This window comes from uncultured Aquimarina sp. (assembly GCF_947492965.1).
GTDB lineage: Bacteria > Bacteroidota > Bacteroidia > Flavobacteriales > Flavobacteriaceae > Aquimarina.
Genome location: NZ_CANLOZ010000002.1, coordinates 147,502 through 170,693 on the forward strand (window position 1 = coordinate 147,502; position 23,192 = coordinate 170,693).

The 23,192-nt window shown below is 32.3% G+C and carries 21 protein-coding genes; 11 read left to right on the plus strand and 10 right to left on the minus strand.

The genetic code is table 11. The features are described from left to right. Window positions 1–426 carry a nuclear transport factor 2 family protein gene (locus Q1B37_RS04965; protein ID WP_299896149.1) on the plus strand — a complete coding sequence of 142 codons (426 nt, stop codon included), beginning with the start codon at window positions 1–3 and terminating at the stop codon, window positions 424–426. Here the strand turns inward: Q1B37_RS04965 and Q1B37_RS04970 are convergent. Genes Q1B37_RS04970 through Q1B37_RS04980 form a run of 3 tightly spaced genes read right to left on the minus strand, consistent with a single transcriptional unit; the run spans window position 409 to window position 2,467 of the window. Next, a complete protein-coding gene (locus tag Q1B37_RS04970) occupies window positions 409–1,038 on the minus strand; it encodes an esterase (protein WP_299896152.1) in 630 nt (209 codons plus the stop codon). The genes Q1B37_RS04965 and Q1B37_RS04970 overlap by 18 nt on opposite strands. Before the next feature lie 14 nt (window positions 1,039–1,052). Then, entirely contained in the window at window positions 1,053–1,901 is an 849-nt protein-coding gene (locus tag Q1B37_RS04975) for an alpha/beta hydrolase (RefSeq protein ID WP_299896155.1), read from the minus strand. Further along, window positions 1,901–2,467: a TetR/AcrR family transcriptional regulator gene (locus Q1B37_RS04980; RefSeq protein WP_299601963.1), complete on the minus strand. Its 567-nt coding sequence runs from the start codon at window positions 2,465–2,467 to the stop codon at window positions 1,901–1,903. Before Q1B37_RS04980 ends, Q1B37_RS04975 begins: the two co-directional genes overlap by 1 nt. An 84-nt stretch (window positions 2,468–2,551) precedes the next feature. On the opposite strand from Q1B37_RS04980, the gene Q1B37_RS04985 reads away from it, so the two are divergent. Both Q1B37_RS04985 and Q1B37_RS04990 read left to right on the plus strand, forming a co-directional pair. Further along, window positions 2,552–2,974, plus strand: coding sequence for a hotdog fold thioesterase (locus Q1B37_RS04985; RefSeq protein ID WP_299601961.1), 423 nt, complete (start codon window positions 2,552–2,554; stop codon window positions 2,972–2,974). A gap of 5 nt (window positions 2,975–2,979) precedes the next feature. Beyond that, complete coding sequence (locus Q1B37_RS04990; RefSeq protein WP_299896157.1) at window positions 2,980–4,059, plus strand: chorismate-binding protein; 1,080 nt, start codon at window positions 2,980–2,982, stop codon at window positions 4,057–4,059. Between the two features lie 77 nt (window positions 4,060–4,136). Here the strand turns inward: Q1B37_RS04990 and Q1B37_RS04995 are convergent, their stop codons facing one another. Further along, a complete protein-coding gene (locus Q1B37_RS04995) occupies window positions 4,137–4,526 on the minus strand; it encodes a nuclear transport factor 2 family protein (RefSeq protein WP_299896159.1) in 390 nt (129 codons plus the stop codon). Between the two features lie 136 nt (window positions 4,527–4,662). Between Q1B37_RS04995 and Q1B37_RS05000 the strand changes: the two genes are divergently transcribed. The 4 genes from Q1B37_RS05000 (at window position 4,663) to Q1B37_RS05015 (ending at window position 8,849) form a co-directional block, all read left to right on the plus strand. Continuing rightward, window positions 4,663–5,553: a LysR family transcriptional regulator gene (locus Q1B37_RS05000; protein WP_299896162.1), complete on the plus strand. Its 891-nt coding sequence runs from the start codon at window positions 4,663–4,665 to the stop codon at window positions 5,551–5,553. A gap of 186 nt (window positions 5,554–5,739) precedes the next feature. Further along, window positions 5,740–7,464: a 2-succinyl-5-enolpyruvyl-6-hydroxy-3-cyclohexene-1-carboxylic-acid synthase gene (gene menD, locus Q1B37_RS05005; protein ID WP_299896165.1), complete on the plus strand. Its 1,725-nt coding sequence runs from the start codon at window positions 5,740–5,742 to the stop codon at window positions 7,462–7,464. Between the two features lie 103 nt (window positions 7,465–7,567). Then, a complete protein-coding gene (locus Q1B37_RS05010; RefSeq protein WP_299601950.1) occupies window positions 7,568–7,909 on the plus strand; it encodes a DUF2853 family protein in 342 nt (113 codons plus the stop codon). Between the two features lie 106 nt (window positions 7,910–8,015). Beyond that, window positions 8,016–8,849 carry a S1-like domain-containing RNA-binding protein gene (locus tag Q1B37_RS05015; RefSeq protein ID WP_299896168.1) on the plus strand — a complete coding sequence of 278 codons (834 nt, stop codon included), beginning with the start codon at window positions 8,016–8,018 and terminating at the stop codon, window positions 8,847–8,849. 29 nt (window positions 8,850–8,878) lie between these two features. Here the strand turns inward: Q1B37_RS05015 and Q1B37_RS05020 are convergent, their stop codons facing one another. After that, the gene (locus tag Q1B37_RS05020; RefSeq protein WP_299896172.1) at window positions 8,879–9,355 is read right to left on the minus strand and encodes a hypothetical protein; all 477 of its coding nucleotides are present in this window, start codon (window positions 9,353–9,355) and stop codon (window positions 8,879–8,881) included. A gap of 167 nt (window positions 9,356–9,522) precedes the next feature. Between Q1B37_RS05020 and Q1B37_RS05025 the strand changes: the two genes are divergently transcribed. The 3 genes from Q1B37_RS05025 to Q1B37_RS05035 all read left to right on the plus strand — a co-directional run bounded on the left by Q1B37_RS05025 (window position 9,523) and on the right by Q1B37_RS05035 (window position 11,915). Next, window positions 9,523–10,365, plus strand: a complete 843-nt coding sequence (locus Q1B37_RS05025; RefSeq protein ID WP_299896175.1) for a 1,4-dihydroxy-2-naphthoyl-CoA synthase — start codon at window positions 9,523–9,525, stop codon at window positions 10,363–10,365. A 93-nt stretch (window positions 10,366–10,458) separates the two neighbouring features. Then, a complete protein-coding gene (locus Q1B37_RS05030) occupies window positions 10,459–11,250 on the plus strand; it encodes a hypothetical protein (protein WP_299896178.1) in 792 nt (263 codons plus the stop codon). Between the two features lie 50 nt (window positions 11,251–11,300). Continuing rightward, entirely contained in the window at window positions 11,301–11,915 is a 615-nt protein-coding gene (locus Q1B37_RS05035) for a hypothetical protein (RefSeq protein ID WP_299896181.1), read from the plus strand. 19 nt (window positions 11,916–11,934) lie between these two features. On the opposite strand, the gene Q1B37_RS05040 is transcribed toward Q1B37_RS05035, so the two are convergent. Next, window positions 11,935–14,349, minus strand: a complete 2,415-nt coding sequence (locus Q1B37_RS05040) for a thiamine pyrophosphate-dependent enzyme (protein WP_299896183.1) — start codon at window positions 14,347–14,349, stop codon at window positions 11,935–11,937. Window positions 14,350–14,673: 324 nt separating this feature from the next. On the opposite strand from Q1B37_RS05040, the gene Q1B37_RS05045 reads away from it, so the two are divergent. Beyond that, entirely contained in the window at window positions 14,674–15,381 is a 708-nt protein-coding gene (locus tag Q1B37_RS05045; RefSeq protein WP_299896186.1) for a hypothetical protein, read from the plus strand. Between the two features lie 29 nt (window positions 15,382–15,410). Here the strand turns inward: Q1B37_RS05045 and Q1B37_RS05050 are convergent, their stop codons facing one another. The 4 genes from Q1B37_RS05050 to uvrA form a co-directional block, all read right to left on the minus strand. Beyond that, window positions 15,411–18,236, minus strand: a complete 2,826-nt coding sequence (locus Q1B37_RS05050; RefSeq protein WP_299896189.1) for a metalloprotease — start codon at window positions 18,234–18,236, stop codon at window positions 15,411–15,413. Continuing rightward, the gene (locus Q1B37_RS05055) at window positions 18,233–19,483 is read right to left on the minus strand and encodes a T9SS type A sorting domain-containing protein (protein WP_299896192.1); all 1,251 of its coding nucleotides are present in this window, start codon (window positions 19,481–19,483) and stop codon (window positions 18,233–18,235) included. The genes Q1B37_RS05050 and Q1B37_RS05055 overlap by 4 nt, the downstream gene beginning before the upstream one ends. Window positions 19,484–19,516: 33 nt before the next feature. Next, complete coding sequence (locus Q1B37_RS05060) at window positions 19,517–20,206, minus strand: TIGR00730 family Rossman fold protein (protein ID WP_299601922.1); 690 nt, start codon at window positions 20,204–20,206, stop codon at window positions 19,517–19,519. 66 nt (window positions 20,207–20,272) lie between these two features. Beyond that, window positions 20,273–23,110, minus strand: coding sequence for an excinuclease ABC subunit UvrA (gene uvrA / locus Q1B37_RS05065; protein WP_299896195.1), 2,838 nt, complete (start codon window positions 23,108–23,110; stop codon window positions 20,273–20,275). Between the last annotated feature and the right edge of the window lie 82 nt (window positions 23,111–23,192).

A 23,192-nucleotide genomic window follows, 5' to 3' on the forward strand; every position in this document is an offset into this window, starting at 1 on the left:
ATGACAAAAGAAGAAGTCGCTAAGGGATATTTGTCTTTTTTAGAAGAAGGAAAAATCGACAAGGTAATACAGCTTTTTACTGAAGATGGGATTGTAGTATCTCCTATATACGGAACAATGGTAGCCAAAGAGTTTTATTATGCATTAGCAGTAGATACAAAAGCTTCCAAACTCAATTTTGATGGACTTTTTGTAGAAGAAAACTCTAATAGGATTTCTATACTATTCGATTATCACTGGACTCTTAAATCAGATGAAATTATAAAGTTTAAAGTGGTGGATGTTATAGAGCTAACATCTGACAATAAAATAGAGAAGCTAACCATAATATATGATACTGTGAATGTTAGGATGCTTTGTAGTATGACTAAGATTTCTTATGTATGGATGCTTCCTTTTACTTTAACTTTATGTAATATCGGTTAGAGTTTCCACGTCTAATTCATGACCTCCTCCATGAGTCCTGAACTCTATTTGAGGAAGAATATTTTTAACACGTATTTTTTCTGTATTTACTTTTTCTATTTCAAAATACGGATCGTTTTCTCCTAATATATGGGTGACTTTTGTTGTATCTGATAGAAAAGAGAAATGTTCTTTTTGTAATTCTTTAGGAAAACCTCCAGAAATCATTACAAAACCGGCAGGTTGTATTTGTTTACTTGCTATCCATCTACTCGCGATGCTAACTCCTTGCGAATATCCAAGAACAACAAATTTGGCATGTGAAGGAATTTTTTCCATTGCTACCACCGCATCGACGTAATTGAGAACATTTTTAGTCTCTGTTTTAGTATTTTCCTTGGTTAACCAACTAGCTCCGACTCTTTTATAATCATTGTTCTTATAATATTTTGAAGGAGCTTGTGGAGCGATAATATAGTTTTCTTCTGGATCTAAACTTTGAAATAAACGAATAAAATACCTACTCAGATATCCAATACCATGAAATACTAACCAAACGGTCTTTGTTTTTTCGGTAAGTTCGTTTAGGGTGTCGTAGGTGTTTGTAGATTGATATACAACCTCTTTCTGCATAGCTTTAAAGTATTTTAGAGTTCAAACCATTGATCAATTATGGGCCACAAGATATCCTGATTTTTCTTTCTAAAAAAATCAAAATGTCCTATTGTTTTTAATTTGTAATCTGATGGTACTAAATGTTTTCTGCTTGTCTGTGCGTTTTGATATACACGGTCTCCAAGAATATCAACAGACTTTTTAGGAGCAAAAAGATCATCGTCTATACTAATAAGTAACATGGACTCTTTAATTTCTTGATAAAAAGTTTCCGAATTTCCTTTTGTAAAATGCAACATAGAATCTGGGTGTAATAAAAAAGTAGCCCAATCTTTTGCTGCTTTAGTGGTTAAAGGTCTTCCTAATCCAAACCATTTGGATGGATAGTATCCTAAAATTGATGTAGTAATGGGTATGAAGAATTTGAAGTTTAGATAGATCAAAAAACGCATTCTTGGTGTGAAATGTTTATAGAAACCAAACTGAGACCCAATGGTTAGATATTTATCATAATATTGGAAAGCATCACTGAAACCAACACTGTTTCCTCCATAACTATGACCTATCATATATTGAGCGTTATCAGGAAATTTTTCTTTTACATGTTTAGAAACTGATTTAAAATCCATAGCCCAAGAAAAAAAACCATGATTTTTTAAAGCTCTGATACTTTTAGAATTAGAAGAGCCAATACTGCGATAATCAAATGTAAATACATTACAACCTTTTTCGGCTAAATATTCGGCCATATCAAAGTAAAATTTTTGAGGAACTGCAACAGCAGGCGCGAATACGATTGATACACTATTAGGGGAGGAAGGAATAAATTCGTGTACTGAAATAGGGTAGTCGTCTGTAGAGGGTATGGTAAATGATTTCATTAGTTAGTTTTTAAAATTATTTTTTCCATTCTAGATACTGCATTGTTAATGTATTTATGATCATTGTAAATTCTCATCAACAGGATTCCTCCTTCTAAATCTTGTACAATTTGCTCAGCTAATTCTAAAGATTCTTCTTTGGAATAATTGGGTGCTAGTAGAATCTGTAGTCCAGAGATAAAGTCAGCAAAAAAGTGTTGTATTTCATCTTTGTAAATAGGATTTAGATGAGCTGTTTCTAGGGCTGTATTAGCCATGATACAACCACTATTCGCATTTTTAAACATTTTATCAATGAGCTTTCTAACTTGTTCTAGTTTTTCTGAAATATTTAAATCTTTGTTAGCTATTATCTTAGATAGGTTGTATTTGAAGTAACTGTGTACAGTGGCAAGTACTTCTTTTATCAACTGCTCCTTATTACTGAAATAGTAGTAAAAATGTGATTTTTGAATATCACATGCCTTAGCTAATTCGCTCATGCTACTTTTTGCAATACCACGTTCTCTTAGTATAGGAATTACTCTTTGTAAGACCTCTTCTTTAGATGTTTTCGTTTTAGGCATTTTATTGAACATTCGTTAAAATTATAATTAAATATAGTTAGAATATTTTAACCTCAATGTTTATTTTTACCTAAAATTTAATTTATGAAATTATCAGAGGAAGAAATATTAGCAAAATGCACGGTAATGTGCAAGAACACACTAATGGAAACATTAGATATTTCTTTTTGTGAAGTTGGAGATGATTATTTGGTTGCGAAAATGCCTGTCACACCAAAGGTGCATCAACCAGATGGAGTTTTACATGGAGGTGCAATGGTTGCACTTGCTGAAAGTGTTGGTAGTGCTGCATCTCATATTTTTTTAGATACAGATAAGTTTTATATCAGAGGATTAGAAATTTCTGCCAATCACGTAAAAAGTATGAAAGAAGGATATGTTTATGCAAAGGCTGAAATTGTGCACAAAGGGAGAACTACCCAGCTTTGGGATATAAAATTACGAAATGAGGAAGAGAAGTTAATTTCTATAGTAAAACTAACAACTATTGCTTTAGCGAAATCATAAATTATATGGATATTTCAGAGCTATACCTGAAAATCCAATTACAATTGGATCAGCAATTACCTTTAGTGGTCTATAAAAAACCAGGTACGAATGAGGTGAATTGTTTTCTGCAAAATGATGACTATTTACATGAGGTGAGTTCATATGATAGTTCTGGTTTTGTTTTTGCGCCTTTTAGCAATTCTGAAAAGACAGTAATTATTCCGGATACAGAAAGTTCTTTTTTTACATCAATTATTCCTATTACCACTAAAAATTTAAAGTATGTTTCGAAGAATTCTTCTAATGTTTCTTTAGAAGATGAAGAAAGACAAGCTCATATATCACTAGTGAATAGTGGAATAAAAGCAATTGAAAATAATTCTTTTAGAAAAGTTGTGCTTTCTAGAAAAGAAGAAGTTCCTTTTTCGGAATCTACTCCGTTAGAGGTTTTTCAACGCCTGGTTGATTTATACGCTAATGCCTTCGTATATTTTTGGTATCATCCTAAGATTGGAATGTGGTTAGGAGCGACTCCAGAAACTTTGTTGCACATCGATGGTGATAATTTTTCGACCATGTCATTAGCAGGAACGCAACCTTATAAAGGATCCATGGAAGTCTCTTGGGGAGCAAAAGAAATCGAAGAGCAGGCTATGGTAACGGAGTTTGTAATGAAAGAACTTACTAAAAATGTAAATACTATCCGTAGATCCGAATCTTATACGCATAAAGCAGGAACCCTTCTTCATCTTAAAACCGACATTACTGGAACGTTTAAAAGCAATCCACAGAACATAAAAAATATTATCGAAGTTTTACACCCAACTCCTGCAGTATGCGGTTTACCAAAAGAAGAAGCTCGATCTTTTATTCTACACAATGAAGGATATGATAGAAAATATTACACTGGTTTTTTAGGAGAATTACATCGCTATAACAATGGCGCATCTTCATCAAGTCTATTTGTAAATTTGAGATGTATGGAAATTCGTAAGGATCAAGCACTATTGTATGTTGGAGGAGGTATTACCAAAGATTCTATTCCAGAAAAAGAATGGGAAGAAACTGTAAAGAAGACCGAAACTATGAAAAGAGTTTTGTGATTCAATAACCTTACAAATGGAGATTGATCTTTTTTTACTTTATTTTTTGTTATGAATTAGTCGTAAATATTTACAAACTAATTAATCTCTTTTTCCAAATGCCATATTTTGGAAACAATTTGCCAACCATTTTCTCCATTCACAAAAGCAAGATGGTCAACAAACACATTCCTATGTGCTCTAATTCTGATTTTCACAGTCGTACAATGAGAAGACAACCAGTCAATCATTAAAATTTCTGCTTCAGGTTTTTGTCCAGCATCTGCAGGAGATAATCGACTTTCTACATCTTTACTGAAGCTGTCTATAGGTTCAATAAAAATCTTTCCTTGGTCTACATCGAATAAACTAGAACTTTTATGAAATACCTGGTTTAGTAGTTTGATATCACAATAGTACAATGCATCGAAGTACATTTGTATAGCATCTAGCAATGCTGTAGTAGAATTAGTTTTTTGCTTTTGCATAATTTCTAAGGTTTAATTTTTGTCAAAATTAGTTTGATTGTCTTATAATACTAGATTACAAGATTGAGACATTTTAATTCTTAGCTGAATTATTTTCAACTAGTCCATAAGCAATGAATAGTTAACTTTGTTCTGTATGGAAATCAAGTATTTTAGATTAATAAAAACAATTGTAGAAGAAGGGAGTATCGCTAGTTCTTCTGAAAAACTGTTTTTAACACAATCTGCTTTAAGTCATCAATTGAGAGAACTTGAATCAAGGTTGGGATTTAAGGTTTTTCTGAGAACTAGAAATAAATGGAAATTAACAGATGAGGGTTATGAGCTCTATAATTTAGGAAACACAATTCTGGATAGTATTGAAAAAGGTTTTGAAAATATTAAACAGTTACAGGCTGGTTCAACTGGTACTATAAAGGTAAGTACTGAATGTTATAGTTTTTATCAAGGTCTTCCGGATTTTATTCAGAAAATGGCCTTGTTGTATCCAAAAATACATGTTGATTTGATTCTTGAAGCAACACATCAGCCTATTTCTAAAATGTTGTCAAATGAAATAGATATTGCTATTGTTACTTCCAAACCAGAAAATGAAACCTTGTCAAGCATTGAGGTTTATGAAGATGAGATTTTTGTAATTATGCATAAAGAAAGTCAATATGAATCTGTTGATTTTGTAGATGCTGATTTTTTTTCTAGTACACATTTAATAATTCATTCTTTTCCATTGGAAACAGTTTCTGTATATGAACACTATTTAAAGCCAAATGGAATTCATCCATTAAAAATATCCGCTATACCCTTAACCGAAGTTGCTTTAGAAATGATCGCTGCCAATATGGGGATTATGTGTATGCCTAAATGGGCACTAAAATCTTTTAAATTATCAGAAGATTTGATTTTTAAAAGGATTGGTGAAAATGGTTTAAAAAGAACACATCATTTAGTATTTCGAAAATCTGATGTGTCACAAAAGTATATCCATGATTTTATTTCGAATTTTGAAGATCATTTTTCAAAGATTTGACTTGCTATCTTCTTCGTAAAAAGGTTTATTTAAAGCTGACATACCTCTATATAATTGAAGGTGTTTGTCGTTAAAGTATTTAAGTGTTTTCGGTGGGTTCTCAAATAGCAAAACTTTAAAAAGTAGATTAAAATACATTAAAAAGATTGGCTTTACTTATCCCTATATCGTAATTTAGCAATTCGAATGAAGAAACGTTTATATTCCAAAATTCCTTTATCGCAAACTATCGTTGCCTTATGTGAGGCAAAAGGAATTCATCATGTTGTTATATCTCCAGGATCTAGAAATGCACCCTTAACAATTGGTTTTACAGAAAATCCAGAAATACAATGTTATAGCATTGTAGATGAAAGGTGTGCTGCTTTCTTTGCCTTGGGTATCGCACAGCAAATTAGAAAACCAGTAGCGTTGGTATGTACTTCGGGTAGTGCTCTGCTAAATTATTATCCAGCTATTTCAGAAGCTTTTTATAGTGATATTCCCTTAGTTATCTTAAGTGCTGATCGTCCTGTAGAAAGGATAGATATCGGAGATGGTCAGACCATACGCCAGAAAAATGTTTTTGATAATCATATTTTGTATTCCGCAAATCTATATTCTGAAATTGTGCCAGAAACCGCAATAGAAGATATTAAAGTAAAGCAGAAACAACACGAAGCGCAAAAGCATAATGAACGAGAAATCAATTTAGCATTAAATGTTGCTATTCAAGAAAATGGTCCAGTACACATTAATGTTCCTTTTTACGAACCTTTATATGATACATTAGAAAAGCCTACAGTTTTTCCAAAAAACATTCCCGTTGAGTTTACAGAACATCGCATATCAAAAACGTTATATGCTAATATGTTGGATGAATGGAATGCGGCCAATCGAAAGTTGATACTAATTGGAGTTAATTATCCGAATGTTATTGATCAGAAATGGATTGATCTTTTGGCTAATGACCCTTCGGTATTAGTACTTACCGAAACTACTTCTAATATTCATCATGATTCTCACATCAATTGTATTGATCAGTTGATTACCGCTTTAGATGAAAATGATTTTATGAAGCTACAGCCAGATGTTTTACTAACATTTGGAGGTATGGTCGTATCTAAAAGGATCAAAGCTTTCTTAAGGAAGTATCAACCCAAAGTACATTGGCATGTAGATGAGAAAAAGGCATATGACACTTATTTTTGTCTTACTGAGCATATAAAAATGAATCCAAATAAGTTTTTATTGGATTTTTTACCGAAAACAACGGTGACTGTTAATGATTATAAATCCTATTGGATTTCAGTTAGAGAGGACCGACGCGCAAAGCATAAAGAATATGTTCAGAAAGTAGATTTTACAGATTTAAAAGCATTTGAAGCAATATTTGATGCAATTCCGGATCATCAAATGATTCAACTAAGTAATAGTTCTACAGTAAGGTATGCTCAGTTATTCTCCTTAAACCCATCTTTGAAGGTGTTTTGTAATCGCGGTACCAGCGGTATCGATGGTAGTACTTCTACGGCAATTGGAGCGGCTGTGGTATCAAATACACCTACAACTTTACTCACTGGTGATTTGAGCTTTTTTTATGATAGTAATGGATTGTGGAATAATTATATGCCTTCAAACTTTAAGATCATTCTTATTAATAATGGAGGAGGAGGTATCTTTAGAATTTTACCAGGTAAATCTGAAAGCGACAACTTTAGTACTTATTTTGAAACAAAACATGATTTAACTGCAGAGCAGTTATGTACTATGTTCCAAATAGATTATCATAAAGTAGATGAATTAGATACTTTGTTAGAAAAACTTCAAGAACTTTATAAAAATAATGAATCGCCACAACTCTTAGAGATTTTTACACCTCGAAAAGTAAATGATAGTGTTTTAATCGATTATTTTAAGCATTTTATCTAAAAAACCATTTTTATTATAATTTATAAATGAATTATTCATTTATAAATAGATTATATTTGAGATAACATAATAAATTAACTAAAACCTAAAACATTATCATTTTATGAGCAAGAGAGACGATTTAATTGCTAAGTATGCAGCTGACCTTAAAGATAAAATTGGACAAGAGCCAGATATGGATCTTTTAACAAAAGTAACTATTGGTTGTGGCCCATCTATTTATAATGCAGATGCTTCTACAGTTTCTGGTAGTGATCAGAGTGAGTTAGATACGGTAAAAAACAATTTCCTTATTAAAAAATTAGGTCTTTCTGATGGAGATAAGTTAGATGAAGCAATCGCTTCTGTAATGGAAGCTTACGGAAAGTCTAATAGAAACAAGTACAGAGCTGTTGTGTACTATCTTTTAACAAAGCATTTCGGAAAAGAAGCTATCTACAACTAGTAGATCAGTAGAAAAAACACAGAAAAGGTGCCTAAATCGGCACCTTTTTCTTTTTTAATATATTCAGGTTAATTAAAAAAGTATCTTTGCGCCAAAATATCAGACAATGCTTAAACTAGGTGAGTATAATACATTAGAATTTGTACGAGAGAGAGATCAAGGTGTATACCTTAGTGATGATGAAGGAAATGAAGTCTTATTGCCTAATAAATATGTGCCGAATCAGTTTATGATTCGTGATGAGATCAAAGTATTTGTATACTTGGATCATGAAGAGCGTATCGTAGCAACTACCTTAGAACCTTTTGCAACAGTAAATTCATTTGCTTACCTAAAATGTACAACGGTTTCAGAAATTGGAGCATTTATGGATTGGGGATTAGAAAAAGAACTTTTTGTCCCGTTTAGAGAACAGGCTTCCAAAATGCGAGTAGGTAGCTGGTATCTTGTTTATGTATACTTGGATAAAGAAACCAATAGATTAGTGGGTTCTAGTAAAACGAATAGATTTTTAGATAATTCTTTGGTATTACTCTCTTCATATGATGAGGTTGATTTAATAGCTTCTCATCCTTCTCCGCATGGATGGAATATGATTGTGAATCAAAAATATTTAGGTTTAGTGTATCAAGATGAAATTTTTCAGAAGTTGACTACTGGAGATCGGCTTAAAGGTTTTGTGAAAAAAGTACGACCGGATGGTAAAATAGATCTTACTTTGCAAAGACATGGGTATAGGTCTATCGAGCCAAATGCTGAACAAATACTTAAAGAATTAAAATTACAAGGTGGATTTATCGATTTGAATGATAAGTCAGATCCCGATGATATTAAAGAAGTTTTTCAATTAAGTAAAAAAAGCTTCAAGAAGGCTATTGGGTCTTTGTATAAAGCAAAAAAGATAATTATCGAAAAGGAAGGTATTCGCTTAGTTGAATAACTATCCGATAGATGTGCATAGAGTCCTGATTAATAGGTTAAAGGCACACCAGTTACTGGACAATAAATACCGGTATACGAGCTGGCATCTCGATAAGCATTATTTTTAATACCACCGTTACTCGTATTGGAATTATTGTATCCTCCATTTCCAGTAATAGATACCCTGAAAGCACCTTGTGGTGTAGCGGTTGGAATTGCAACATGGTATTCAGATTGCACAAATTTATTCTCAGGAAGTAATAAGATTGGTGTTTCGTTTTTTAAATGTTGTTTTCGTAAATCTACAGCTAAGTTAATTTCCATTAACTGATAATTTCCAGTTGCTATAGTTTGTCTTGTATAAGAAAGGGAAGGTATAATTTCTTTGTGTTCCAAAGTGTATTTAGCATCAATTTCAGAAATATGATCGCCTATTGCTTCCCATGATACCTTAAGGGTAGGATTTTTTTGTCCAAAAGAAGAAAAACTAAAACAAACTAAGAGTATTCCAATAAAAAATCTCATAACTATAATTATCTGTTGCTGACTAAATTATCAAAAATCGTGCAAATCTGTTGTTAATTTACATAAAAGATATAAAAATATTGCTGTTTTAACTTGATTTAACTAAGCTAATGATATAGCTTGATACAATATATTGTATTATTTTTGATAGCGCTAAAAAAAATATAATGAGTTCAATAAACTGGAAAACTGCAAAAGAATATCAAGATATAACTTACAAAAAATCAAATGGTGTCGCTAGGATAGCATTCAATCGACCAAATGTTAGAAATGCTTTTAGACCAAATACTACTAGTGAATTATATGATGCATTTTATGATGCACAAGAGGATACTTCTATAGGGGTAGTATTACTTTCTGCAGAAGGTCCTTCTACAAAAGATGGTGTTTATAGTTTTTGTAGTGGAGGAGATCAAAAAGCCAGAGGTCACCAAGGATACGTTGGGCAAGATGGTATGCATAGGCTAAATATCTTGGAAGTACAACGTTTGATCCGTTTTATGCCTAAGGTAGTTATTGCTGTAGTACCAGGATGGGCAGTAGGAGGTGGTCATAGTTTACATGTGGTTTGTGATCTTACGCTTGCTAGTAAAGAGCATGCAATTTTTAAACAAACCGATGCAGATGTAACAAGTTTTGATGGAGGTTATGGATCTGCTTATTTAGCGAAAATGGTAGGTCAGAAAAAAGCTCGCGAAATATTCTTTTTAGGAAGAAATTATTCTGCTCAAGAAGCTTATGAAATGGGTATGGTGAATGCGGTTATTCCTCATGATGAATTAGAAGATACTGCATACCAATGGGCTCAGGAAATTTTAGAAAAATCTCCTACGTCTATAAAAATGTTGAAATTTGCTATGAATTTAACAGATGATGGAATGGTTGGCCAGCAGGTATTTGCTGGAGAGGCAACTAGATTAGCGTATATGACAGAAGAAGCTAAAGAAGGGAGAGATGCATTCTTAGAAAAAAGAAAACCTAATTTCAAAGATATAAAGTGGATACCTTAAGGTTATCAGGTATCTTGATGAATCGAGAAAATTATATGAAGAGAGCATTTTTATAATTAATTTATTTTCAGGTAATTAATAAAATTCAAACGTGTGAAAGATAAAGAAGACGAATTACTGTCAGTACAATATAGGATTGAAAAATCTGGTATGAAGCAGCAAAAGCTGGAAAATCGTCTTGTCACTATTTCAGATGAGTTAAAGAGGAGTAAAAGGAATAGTTTGATATTCATGATCTTCTTTTTGCTTGTAATTGCTGGAATGTCTTTCGGTATGTATTATTTAAGTAAGGATGATTCAAAATTCATTTCTGATGAAAGTGTGGATGCTAAAGCAGATATGGATAGGATTCAACAGATGAATGATTCTCTAAAAGATGAATTAACTAAATTAAAATCTGATATTTTAATCTACAAGCAAAACTTAAAAACAGGCTCAGACGATATAGAAAATATCATGCTTTCTGATAGTTTAAATTTGGTTGATTCTACAAATTCAAAAAAGAAAAAATACACTAAACAACATTGCTACGTAAAAAGAGTATTTAGGAATAATGGAGTTATTTTTATAGAAGCTGATTTTATTGAATTTTATAAAGGAAAGAAAGCCGTTAAAAAAGCGAAAGAAAATAATGATGCAGAATATGATATAGACAAGAATGGTGATACTTTATATTTTTTGTATAATAACTATTATGTGTCTAACTTAAATACAAAGTTGAGGAGGTTAGAATTAAATGATAAAGTTCGTATTGAGAACTTGAATCAAATTTCTAAAGGATTTCCTTTAAAAGCTTTTGAGAAGATTATTTCTGATAATCCTATTATGGTATTAGAGATGCAAGATGGTATTGTGTATAGGATTACTAAGCAGAAATTACCCTGATATGAATTAGAACCTAATAAACCTATAATTTTAGTTAATACCCAGTAAAGATGCCAGACATTAAAAATGAAGATCTTTTATCACTGCACTATCAGATAGAAAAGGCTGAAGTAGAGCAGCGTAAATTAGAGGATCTTTTAAATGAAAGATCTGCTGAACTAAAAAGAAATCGAGCATCTAAGTTTATGTTTAAAGTATTGTGTTCGGTCTTATTGATCTCTACAATAGCATTAATTATTTATGTAGTATTTTGGGTGAGCGATGAAACTCCTATCGTAAAAGTTAATAATAAAGAATTCTCTTCTTTTCAATCTGAAATTAATAAACTTAAGAATGAATTAAACGAATTAAAAAGTGAACAAACCCAGACTAATGAATTAAAAGATTTGTACTTGTACAGAGATTTGATAAAAAAAGACACAGTATATTCTGTTCAAATTCAAACTTTTACAGATAATAAGATTACATCTATTTCGGAAAAATATACGAACACTCTGATTTATACAGATGGATCGTTCTATAAATTTAGCTTAGGAATTTTTGAGACATTGAAAGAAGCTCAAGAATTCAGGAAAATTCTTCTTAGATCTAGTGTAATAGACAAAAATATCTTCGTTATTTCCTATGCTGATGGAAAACGCATACGAATAGAGGATCCTTTTTAGTGTACTTGTAATCTGTTCGTTATCTTAGCTTAGGGAAATTAGCAGGATTTACTTCATTCATTATATCATATACTTTTTCAAAGATATCTTCAGAAGAAGGTTTACTGAAATAATCACCATCAGTTCCAAAAGCTGGTCTGTGTGGTTGAGCACTTAATGTTTGTGGTTCACTATCTAAATATTGATAGATGTTTTGCTCATCGATTAATTTATGTAAAATATAACCAGTAGCACCTCCAGGAACATCTTCATCAATAACTAAAATTCTATTTGTTTTCGCGATACTTTTAACGATATCATGATTTAAATCAAAAGGAATCAGAGATTGCACATCGATTACTTCTGCATTAATACCTACAGAAAGTAATTCTTTAGCCGCCTGTTCCACAAGTCGTAAAGTAGAGCCATAGGATACTAAAGTAATATCTGTACCTTCTTTTATCGTTTCGACTACACCTAATGGTGTTCTTATTTCCGATAGGTTAGAAGGCATTTTTTCTTTAAGACGATATCCATTTAAACATTCTACTACCACTGCAGGTTCATCACTATCTAATAATGTATTATAAAAACCAGCTGCTTTGGTCATATTTCTTGGAACTAAAATATGAATACCTCTTAATAAATGTATAAGTCCACCCATTTGCGAACCACTATGCCAAATTCCTTCTAATCTATGACCTCTTGTTCTTACGATTAGTGGAGCTTTTTGTTTAGCAAATGTTCTATATCGTAGGGTTGCTAGATCATCACTTAATCCCTGTATACAGTATAAAATATAATCTAGGTACTGAATTTCAGCAATTGGTCTAAGTCCTCTCATTGCCATTCCAATTCCCTGACCAATAATGGTTGCTTCTCTAATCCCAGCATCAGAAACTCTAATTTCACCGAATTTTTGTTGTAAACCTTCTAAACCTTGGTTTACATCTCCAATTTTACCACTATCTTCTCCAAATATTAAGGATTCAGGAACTCTACTGAATATTTGATCAAAATTATCTCTAAGGATAACACGTGCGTCAACTTCTTCAGCATTTTCTGAGTACTCAGGCTTTACTTCTTTTATATTAGTAGCGTTACTATCAAAATCGTTGTAGAGATGATCACTGTATTTTGGTTGAATTTCATCAATATAATTATTGACCCAATTTTGCAATGCAGTTTTTTCTGGATAATTCTCTTTTACGATATAGCGTAGTGCTTTTCTCGTTGCTTCTAATATATCTTTACGGATGGGTTCATCCTTTTCTGCTAATGTTGTAATAAGTGGAGTTATAAAATTCTTATTAGCACTTTTGCCTTCAACTGCTTTTAGTACTCCTAACGCTTGTTGCTGTTCTTCCTTTATTTCAGAAAGATATGCGTTCCAAGCAGCAGTTTTTCCTTTTCTAACTTCTTTCTTACAGGACTTTTCTAATTCAAGCAATTCTTCTGCAGTAGCAATATTATGCTCTATAATCCATTCCTTGAATTTTTTATTACAATCGTGCTCACGTTCCCAATTAAGTCGTTCTTCGCTCTTATATCTCTCATGCGAACCAGAAGTAGAATGTCCTTGTGGTTGTGTTAATTCTTTTACATGAATAATAACAGGAATATGCTGTTCTCTTGCTAAATCTTCAGCGGTTTCATAGGCTTCTACCAATGCTGGGTAATCCCAACCATTTACAACAATAATCTCGTATCCTTCATGTTTCTCGTCGCGTCTAAATCCTTCAAGGATCAAGGAGATATTTTCTTTTGTTGTTTGATGTTTTGCATGTACCGAAATACCATATTCATCGTCCCAAATGCTAATCACCATAGGAACTTGTAAAACTCCACCAGCATTTACAGTTTCCCAAAAAAGTCCTTCACTAGTACTTGCGTTTCCAATAGTTCCCCAAGCAACTTCATTTCCATTGATAGAAAAATTGGTGAAGTCTGCAACACTTTTTTCGTTACGATATACTTTAGACGCTTGTGCTAATCCAAGAAGTCTAGGCATCTGACCAGCAGTAGGAGAGATATCGGAACTTGAATTTTTTTGTTGTGTTAAGTTTTTCCAGGTTCCATCTTCATTAAGACTATGAGTTGCAAAATGACCACCCATCTGTCTTCCAGCAGCAAAAGGTTCTTTTTCTATATCTGTGTGTGCATAGAGTCCTGCAAAAAACTCTTCGATGCTATATTGATCAATAGCCATCATAAAAGTTTGATCTCGATAGTATCCTGATCTGAAATCACCATCGCGAAAAACTCTCGCCATTGCCAATTGAGGTAATTCTTTACCTCCACCAAAAATTCCGAATTTAGACTTTCCTGTGAGTACTTCTCGTCGTCCTAACAAACTACACTCTCTACTGATTAAAGCTACTTTGTAATCTCTAAGTATTTGATTTCTATATTCTTCGAAAGAAATATTAGGTGTAATAGTTGTTTCAGGCTGCATGTGAACGATTTTTTACGGTGTGCAAATTTAGCCAAAAATAAGACCAATTCCAAGATTTGAAGTCTTAAATTTATTAAGGATAATTCAGCTAATTAACCTTTTTGTTATTGAATTCTTTTTTTGGGTTGTTTTTTTAAGATTGAATTAACAAATATTCAAAATTTTCACATTTAAAAGTTTTATTCTTATTTATAGGGTTTATAAGTATTTTCTTTCATTAATCAGAAAAAAAAGTATAACTTAGAATCGAAATGCAATAGACAACTTCACAATATGACATATAGTAATACTTTGTTATTGTGAATTTCATAAACATTATTTTTTTTGAAGAAAAACAACCCAACCGATATATTATTCTATATTTCATTTGCTATTGTTGCAGTAATAGCGGGTTTTTTCGATAAGAAATATTTAGTTTTTGCGTTACCTATAATGATAATTTCTATTGGAATCGGTTACGTTAAAAATGTTGAAAAGGTTAATATCTGGTATATAATTAGTTTATTATCAATGATTGTTTGTGATATTTTGATTTATTCTGATTTCGTGGGTAATTTTTCAATTATATGTTTACTCACTGCATGCTATTTTCTCATGTGTTCTCTAGCTTTAAGGAAATATGTAGCTTTTAGAGCTATTACTAAGAATACTTTTTGGTCAATACCACTTATTGTGAGTGCTGCGCTTATCGTTTATTTGATCGTATCTATATTTAATTTACTGGTTGATATGGTTAAGGACGCTATTTTGGAAGTAGTTATATGTTTGTTTTTTTCTACAACGCATATATTAATTTCTTACATGATTTATAAACGGGATACCTATAAAGAGGCTTTTAAATTAATAGTGGTTTCTTGTTTGTGTATTTTTATAGTATCACTACTTCCCATAAACGAAATGTTTTATTCTAATAACATTTTTACTGTTTTCGTTAACATTGCTCATGTGTTGAGCTTATATTTATTCATGCAATTTTTGATAAAAACGCATCCCGAAAAGGATGTTACAGAAAAGACTAAGAAGTATTTGTAATTTCTTGATCTATACTCTGATAATTGGGTTTAGTACCATTCTCTTGTAAAGAGTCCAATTAATGTTTGTGGACTGAGTGTAATTATAAAACGGATTTTTTCATCATAGTTTGGTTGATTAATTTCAAAACCATTATTAGAAACAACAGGGAAGAAGAGTTCAAAATAATCTGCTACTAAGCTTACTCGCACTCCCGCATCGTAGACAAATTTAGGTGATACACCTCGATTTTTTACAAAACCTACATCTCCATAAGCATAAATCCAATTCCAAATATTGGTATTCGCATTTAGCGTAGTGATCCATTGATTTGCAAAAGGATAATCTAATTGAGATTTGAAACCACCTTCAGCTATGATTATTTGTTGACTTACCAAGCCTGTTTCTTCACTACGTCCTAAATAGCTAAAATCAAAAAGATAATCGGTAGGTCGATCTAGTGCAAAACTGAAGAAATCACCATCTCTTTCGGTATCATTAAATATAAAAGCACCAGCAAATAACCTAAGATTTAATTGTCTATTGTTTAGAAAAACCTTTCTATAGTTTATGGTTGTTGATATTTTACTAAAGTTTTTGGCTAGCTGATAATCAATTATGTAAGAATTGAAATCTAAAAGATTAAAATCAGAATATCTGTATCTTACATTAAAAACACTGTAGTCTGGTGTTTCTACTGGATTGTTTTCGGCTCGATCTCTAAATACGTTTACGCTTCTAATGGATAATCTTTGTGTTTCATTTGATCTTAAATCCTCAGGTCTCCAAAGGAAATTTACGGAAGGAGAAAAACGTCTAAATAATAAATCTGGAGCATAACTAAACGTACTTCCACTAAAAGCGTAGCGAATCTGGTATAACCCGTAATCTGCTATTTGATCTCTATATTGAAAAAATGCCGAACCAATTAATTTCTTCGAAAGAAAACCGTAACTAGGAGTAATCCTATAATCAAAATCTCTTCTAATAAAAGTTTTATTATAAAATTTGGATCCGATAGTAAGTCCGTCGTAAACATTAAACTCAAATTCTGGAATATAAAAAATCTGGCTTCGAGTGGGATCTTCTACATCTTGTAAAAACCTTAATTGAATAGGTTTATTAAAAAGACCTTTTATATTTCTATGATTATTTCTTCTGTTTACTTCAGGAATGTTTTGATCATAATCCAAAACCAATTTATCAATATCTTCATTAGCTATTTTTACCTTTTTCTTTCCAACGATATTAGTAACCCAAGTTTTAGAAACTAATTGACCATCTCTTAAACCTGCTATGGAGACAGGCATTGCATTGTTTCTTTTGTTTTTTATAGTAATCTCAAGTGAGTCCTTCCTTTTTTTGACGGACTTAATCTTAAAATCTAATTTTTCATTAGTAGGAATAAAATCTTCAAAAAACCAATCGATATTTTTAGGAGTCAGGCTATTTAATAGTTTTTCAAATTCTTTAGAAGAGGTAAGCTTTAAAGTATTATTCGTATAGAATTGTCTAACAGCGTCTTCCAGGATATTGTCGTCTTCTAAATAGTCTTCCAAATATTTAAAACCGACTCCAGCCTTATAAGCATTTGCAATATTACTATTAAATTTCACTAATTTATCTTGTGGTTCTGTGAGTGGTTGATCTAGGAATAACCTAGCCATATTTTTATATCCTAGAAAATATTGATCATTAAAATCCAAGTCTGCTGCATGAAACCATCGTATTCCTATAATTTTACTTAAACTACCTATGATTTTCATATCAGGATAATACTGATCGGTATATGCCATCATTATATATATATGAATGGCATCTTTTATCCAGGCGTCGTATCTAGGGTTTACAAGTAAGGTTTTTTCTAGATATGCTTCGGTGATCGATTTTAATTGCTTGATTTCATATTGAAAACCATCAGGAAATGGTCTAAGAATATCAGGAAGTTGATTTAGACCATAAACTGGATTATTCTTATAGTCGTTTTCGGAAACTAATATTTTATCAAATGGATAGGGGCCAAGACGGTCTTCTAAAAACTTTATGATTCTTTTAGAAGCTACACTCTTCATATCTGGCATTAAATCATTATCGTCGATGTTGCTAATGAGTTTTACACCATTCATTTTAAAATCATAAAATGAATTTGTTTGCTCTAAGTAGAGGTTTACTTCGTTTCTATTTTTTCCGGTTAGTTGTATAGTTTTATTTTCTTCGTTATCAGAAATAAGTTCATTTTGATCTAATTCACTGGTAAGGCTATAGTTGCTAGGAAAGGTGAAATTAATCTGAAAGTCGGCTATTGGAGCATATAGATCGTCCAGGTTTTTATGACTATATACTTGCCAATCTTCGTTATGTACTGCAGGAACTATATACCAGTACTTTAAACTAAAATCTCCATTTTTATGGTATCCATATCTAGTAAATTTTTCACTAGGTAATTTTACTTTATATTCAAGGTTAAATACAAAGCTTTCTCCAGGAAGGAGTTCATTATCAATAGTAAGCCTGATGATATCTGGTAGCTTATTATAACGCTCAAAAGTAAGACTATTTCCAGATACATCTGTAATAGCTGCTATAGCGGTAGCGCCACGTTCGTAGTCTTTTGCAAAATAAAATCGTTTAAGGAAATCTTCGGAAAAACGCTCACCAAGTGGTGTAGTCTTGCTTTCAAAACTGTTTGCCCAGTCATGTAACAAGATTTCCTTTAAAGATTTGTTAGATGTGTTTTTATAAGTAATCTGCTGATTAATAGTTATAACTTTACTTTCCGCATCTAGGGCAGCATCGATGCGGATATCATGCTGTGCTGTTGCAACTTGCAGTATAAAAAAGCTTATTATTATATGATATATCCTAGAAAGATTCAATTTTTCTTTACAAATTTAATCGTATTACTGCGAACGTTTACTGGAATAAGATAATACATACCGTTACTTAAATCTTCTACAGAAATTGTAGTAGTGCCAGTTCCATTCGCTGAAAATGTTTTCAATTTTTGCCCTAAAGTATTATATATTTCAAAATTTATTGATTCCGAATTGTTACTTATTTGTAAAGATAGTATGTCCTCAATTATAGTACCACTATTTAATTGAATTACATTAGAAACCTCTTCAAAATCAGGTGTAGTAAGAAGTTGTTGATTTGTTTGTAATTCCATAACTACAGGTAAATGATCACTCATATCATATAAGGCTTCTCTTAAATTACTATCATAAACACCAGCGCAGTCTACATCATCAATTCTCTGATTGTAGCAATTTCCATTATTACCAAAAGAAAAATATGAGTTTGGAACATATCCTAATTCATCATTATCTATCATGTTTTCAGAAACTAAGATAAAGTCGAAACGGTCATCTAGGCCACCACCGCTTCCGAACTCTCCGAATTCATCACTACTGATTCTCGTACTTTGGGTATGAATACTGGTAAAATTACTGTTACTGCTCCAATCACCAGGTGCGTTTATGGGATCAACTAAAGTAATTTTATTATTAGCATCTAATAATTCTTCATACGCAGGTTCATCGGAAGAATACAAGTTTAGATCTCCAGCAAAAATGACATACGCGTTTTGATCTAAATTACTATAGTTGTCTATAAATTCTTCTACCATATCCAGGCGTTTTACTTCATTTTCAACACCTCTACTAGCTTTTAAATGACAAACGAATACTTCAATAGTAATTGGATTGTTTACCTGATCATCAGAAATAAGTTCTAATGTATACCAGTTGATGTCTCTTATAGTAGTAGTGATTCTTTGACTTTGTAGTAATTCAAACTTTTGATTGTTGTAATATAATAATTGATGTAATTCTACATCAGAATTAGAAAAATTACTTAAAAATGGAGCACTGGAATAATTGTTAGTATCATCATTTAAGGAATTGTCTAATATTTCTTTTCCACCTTCTTCAGTTTCTAGTTCGCAAATCATGAATATATCAGGTTCATAACTATCGATAATAGTTTCCAGAATTTCTTCGCGATTTGTTGGTGGGGCGGCAGGGTAATTAAGGACATTATAAAACATAGTTTTAATCGTCTCTTGTCCTAGCGATAATTGGATGAAAAAAAATGTAAAAAGGGGTATGATTATTTTTTTCATTTTGAGTTTGTTGAGTTTGTGTGAAAAGTTTTTTTAGAAGTTCGGACTTAAATTATATTGCGCATAGAACTTATCTAAAATATCTAATACTTCATCTGGAGTATCTACAACATGAATTAAGTCTAGATCTCCAGGACTAATATTTCCGAATTTATCCAATAGCGTAGCTTTTATCCAATCCATTAATCCTCCCCAAAACTCAGAACCTACTAATATGATCGGGAAAACTGCTATTTTTTTAGTCTGAATTAGCGTGATCGCTTCGAAAAGTTCATCTAATGTTCCGAATCCACCTGGCATTACTACAAAACCTTGTGAATATTTTACAAACATTACTTTACGAACAAAGAAGTAATCAAAGTCTAAACTTTTATCACTATCGATATATGGATTGTCATGTTGCTCGAATGGCAAATCAATATTTAGTCCTACAGAGGTTCCACCTCCTAAATGAGCACCTTTATTACCTGCTTCCATGATTCCAGGTCCACCACCTGTAATAACTCCATAACCATGTTCAACTATTTTCTGAGCTACATCTACAGCCAATTGGTAATATTTATTATCAGTCTTAGTTCTTGCGGATCCAAAAATGGATACACAAGGACCAATTTTACTCATTTTTTCAAAACCATTTACAAATTCTCCCATGATCTTAAAAATCGCCCATGAGTCATTTGTTTTTATTTCATTCCATCCTTTATGACGTTGTTCTTTTCTCATATTTTGTAATTTATAGGAAATGCTTTTCGCAAATATCCTTATGATTGGTTGTTGTTTTATTTGTTATTATGCCTGCTCCAGTTCTTTCTTTAGAAACTTAGCAGTATAGCTTTTTTTATTCTTTATCACTTCTTCCGGTGTTCCTTTTGCAATTACCTGACCACCATTTTTGCCTCCTTCATAGCCAATATCGATAATGTAATCAGCCATTTTAACCACATCTAGATTGTGTTCAATGATAAGAACAGTATTACCTTTGTCGACTAATTCGTTTAATACTTCCATTAAAACTCTAATATCTTCAAAATGAAGACCTGTTGTAGGTTCATCTAGAATATAAAATGTATTTCCGGTATCTCTTTTAGATAATTCTGTAGCAAGTTTGATTCGCTGTGCTTCACCACCAGATAATGTCGTAGATTGTTGCCCAAGCGTTATGTATCCCAACCCCACACTTCTAATGGTTTTGAGTTTTCTGAAAATTTTCGGAATATGTTCAAAAAAATCACAAGCTTCATTAATCGTCATTTCCAATACATCAGAAATCGATTTACCTTTATATCGTATTTCTAATGTTTCTCTATTGAATCTTTTTCCCTGACACGTTTCGCATTCTACATAAACATCAGGCAAGAAATTCATTTCAATAACTCGCAAGCCACCACCTTTGCAGGTTTCACATCTTCCTCCAGCAACATTAAAACTAAATCGCCCTGGTTTGTAACCACGAATCATAGCTTCTGGCGTCTTAGCAAATAAACTTCGAATTTCCGAAAACACACCAGTATATGTAGCAGGGTTGGAGCGTGGAGTTCTTCCGATTGGTGATTGATTAATATCAATTACCTTGTCTGCATGTTCTAAGCCTGTAATTTTCTTGTATGGCATTGGTTTTTTAACCCCATTAAAATAGTAAGCATTTAAAATAGGGTATAGGGTTTCATTGATAAGTGTAGATTTACCACTACCTGATACACCAGTAACAGCAATCATTTTTCCTAATGGAATATCAATAGAAACATTTTTAAGATTATTTCCTGTTGCGCCCTTTAACGAAATCTTTTTACCATTTCCTTTTCTTCGTTTAGCAGGAACTTTGATTTGCTTTTTACCACTTAGATAGTCTGCGGTTAATGTCGTGTGGTTTTTAAGGCTATTAGGATTACCTTCACTAATTATTTCACCACCATGTTTTCCTGCTCGTGGTCCAATATCGATAACATGATCGGCACGCTCTATCATATCTTTGTCGTGTTCAACTACAATAACAGAGTTACCAATATCTCTTAGTTGAACAAGTGAATTGATTAGCTTTTCATTATCTCGTTGATGTAATCCGATACTCGGTTCATCCAAAATGTATAGAACCCCAACCAATTGAGATCCTATCTGTGTGGCTAAGCGAATACGTTGTGCCTCTCCACCAGAAAGTGATTTACTACTTCTGTTAAGCGACAAGTATGTTAATCCTACATCTAGTAAAAATTGTAAACGTGCATTGATCTCTTTTAAAATCTCACCGGAAATTTGTAGTTGCTTTTCGCTTAATTTTTTAGGAAGTTTTTGAAACCATTCTGCAAGTTCGCTAATATCCATGGTAGCAAGATCCGCAATACTTTTTCCTTCAACTTTGAAGTATAAAGATTCTTTTCTTAATCTAGACCCATTACATTCTGGACATTCGATATTATCCATAAAATCTTTAGCCCATCTTCTTAAAGAAGTAGAATCGTTATTGTTGTAAGTGTTTTCTATGAACGTAGCAATACCTTCAAAATCAATTTTGTATTCTCTAGTGACACCCAGTGTTTTGCTATCTACGCTAAACTTTTCCTTTCCACCATACAAAATGATCTGCATCGCTTCTTCTGGAATATCTTTTATAGGGTCACTCAACTTAAACCCAAAACGTTGAGCAATTAGTTCTAACTGCTTAAATATCCAATTATTTTTTTGTGGTCCTTGAGGTACTAAACCTCCATTTTTAATGGATTTAGTATCATCAGGAATTATTTTTTTGATATTTACTTCATACAGATTTCCAATACCGTTACATTTCGGACAAGCACCTTTAGGCGAATTAAAAGAGAAATTATTGGGTTCTGGATTCGGATATGAAATTCCACTAGAAGGACACATTAAACTTCTACTAAAGAAACGAGCTTCATCAGAACCTTGCTCAATCACCATTAAGACATCATCTCCGTGATACATCGCAGTATTAATAGTTTCCATCAAGCGTTTAGAATTGTCCACGTCGTTGGTAACGGCTAAACGATCAATTACGATTTCGATGTCATGGGTTTTGTATCGATCTAGCTTCATACCTTTGGTGATATCTTTGATTTCTCCATCGGTACGAACTTTTACAAAACCTTGTTTAGCTATTTGTTCAAAGAGTTCGCGATAATGTCCTTTTCTAGACCTAATAACAGGGGCGAGAATATTAATTTTTTTTCCTTCAAAGTCTTTAAGGATAAGATCTTTGATCTGCTCATCACTATAACTGACCATCTTCTCACCAGTATTGTAACTATAAGCATCACTTCCTCGAGCAAATAGAAGTCTCAAAAAATCATAAATCTCGGTGATAGTACCCACAGTACTTCTTGGGCTCTTACTAGTGGTTTTTTGTTCAATGGCAATTACAGGAGAAAGTCCATCGATTTTATCTACATCAGGCCTTTCCAGGCTACCAAGAAACTGACGGGCATAAGCGGAAAACGTTTCTATATATCGTCGTTGCCCTTCGGCATAAATAGTATCAAACGCTAAAGACGACTTACCAGATCCAGAAAGCCCAGTAATTACTACCAACTTTTCTCTAGGTATGGTGACATCGATATTTTTTAAATTATGAACTCTAGCTCCTAAAACTTCAATATTTTCCTCTGATACTGCCATAAAAATTTAACCAAGATTGCAAATGTAGTTATTTGTGTTGTGTTAGTAAAATTGGGTAAGCTTTTACAATTGTTAAATAGCT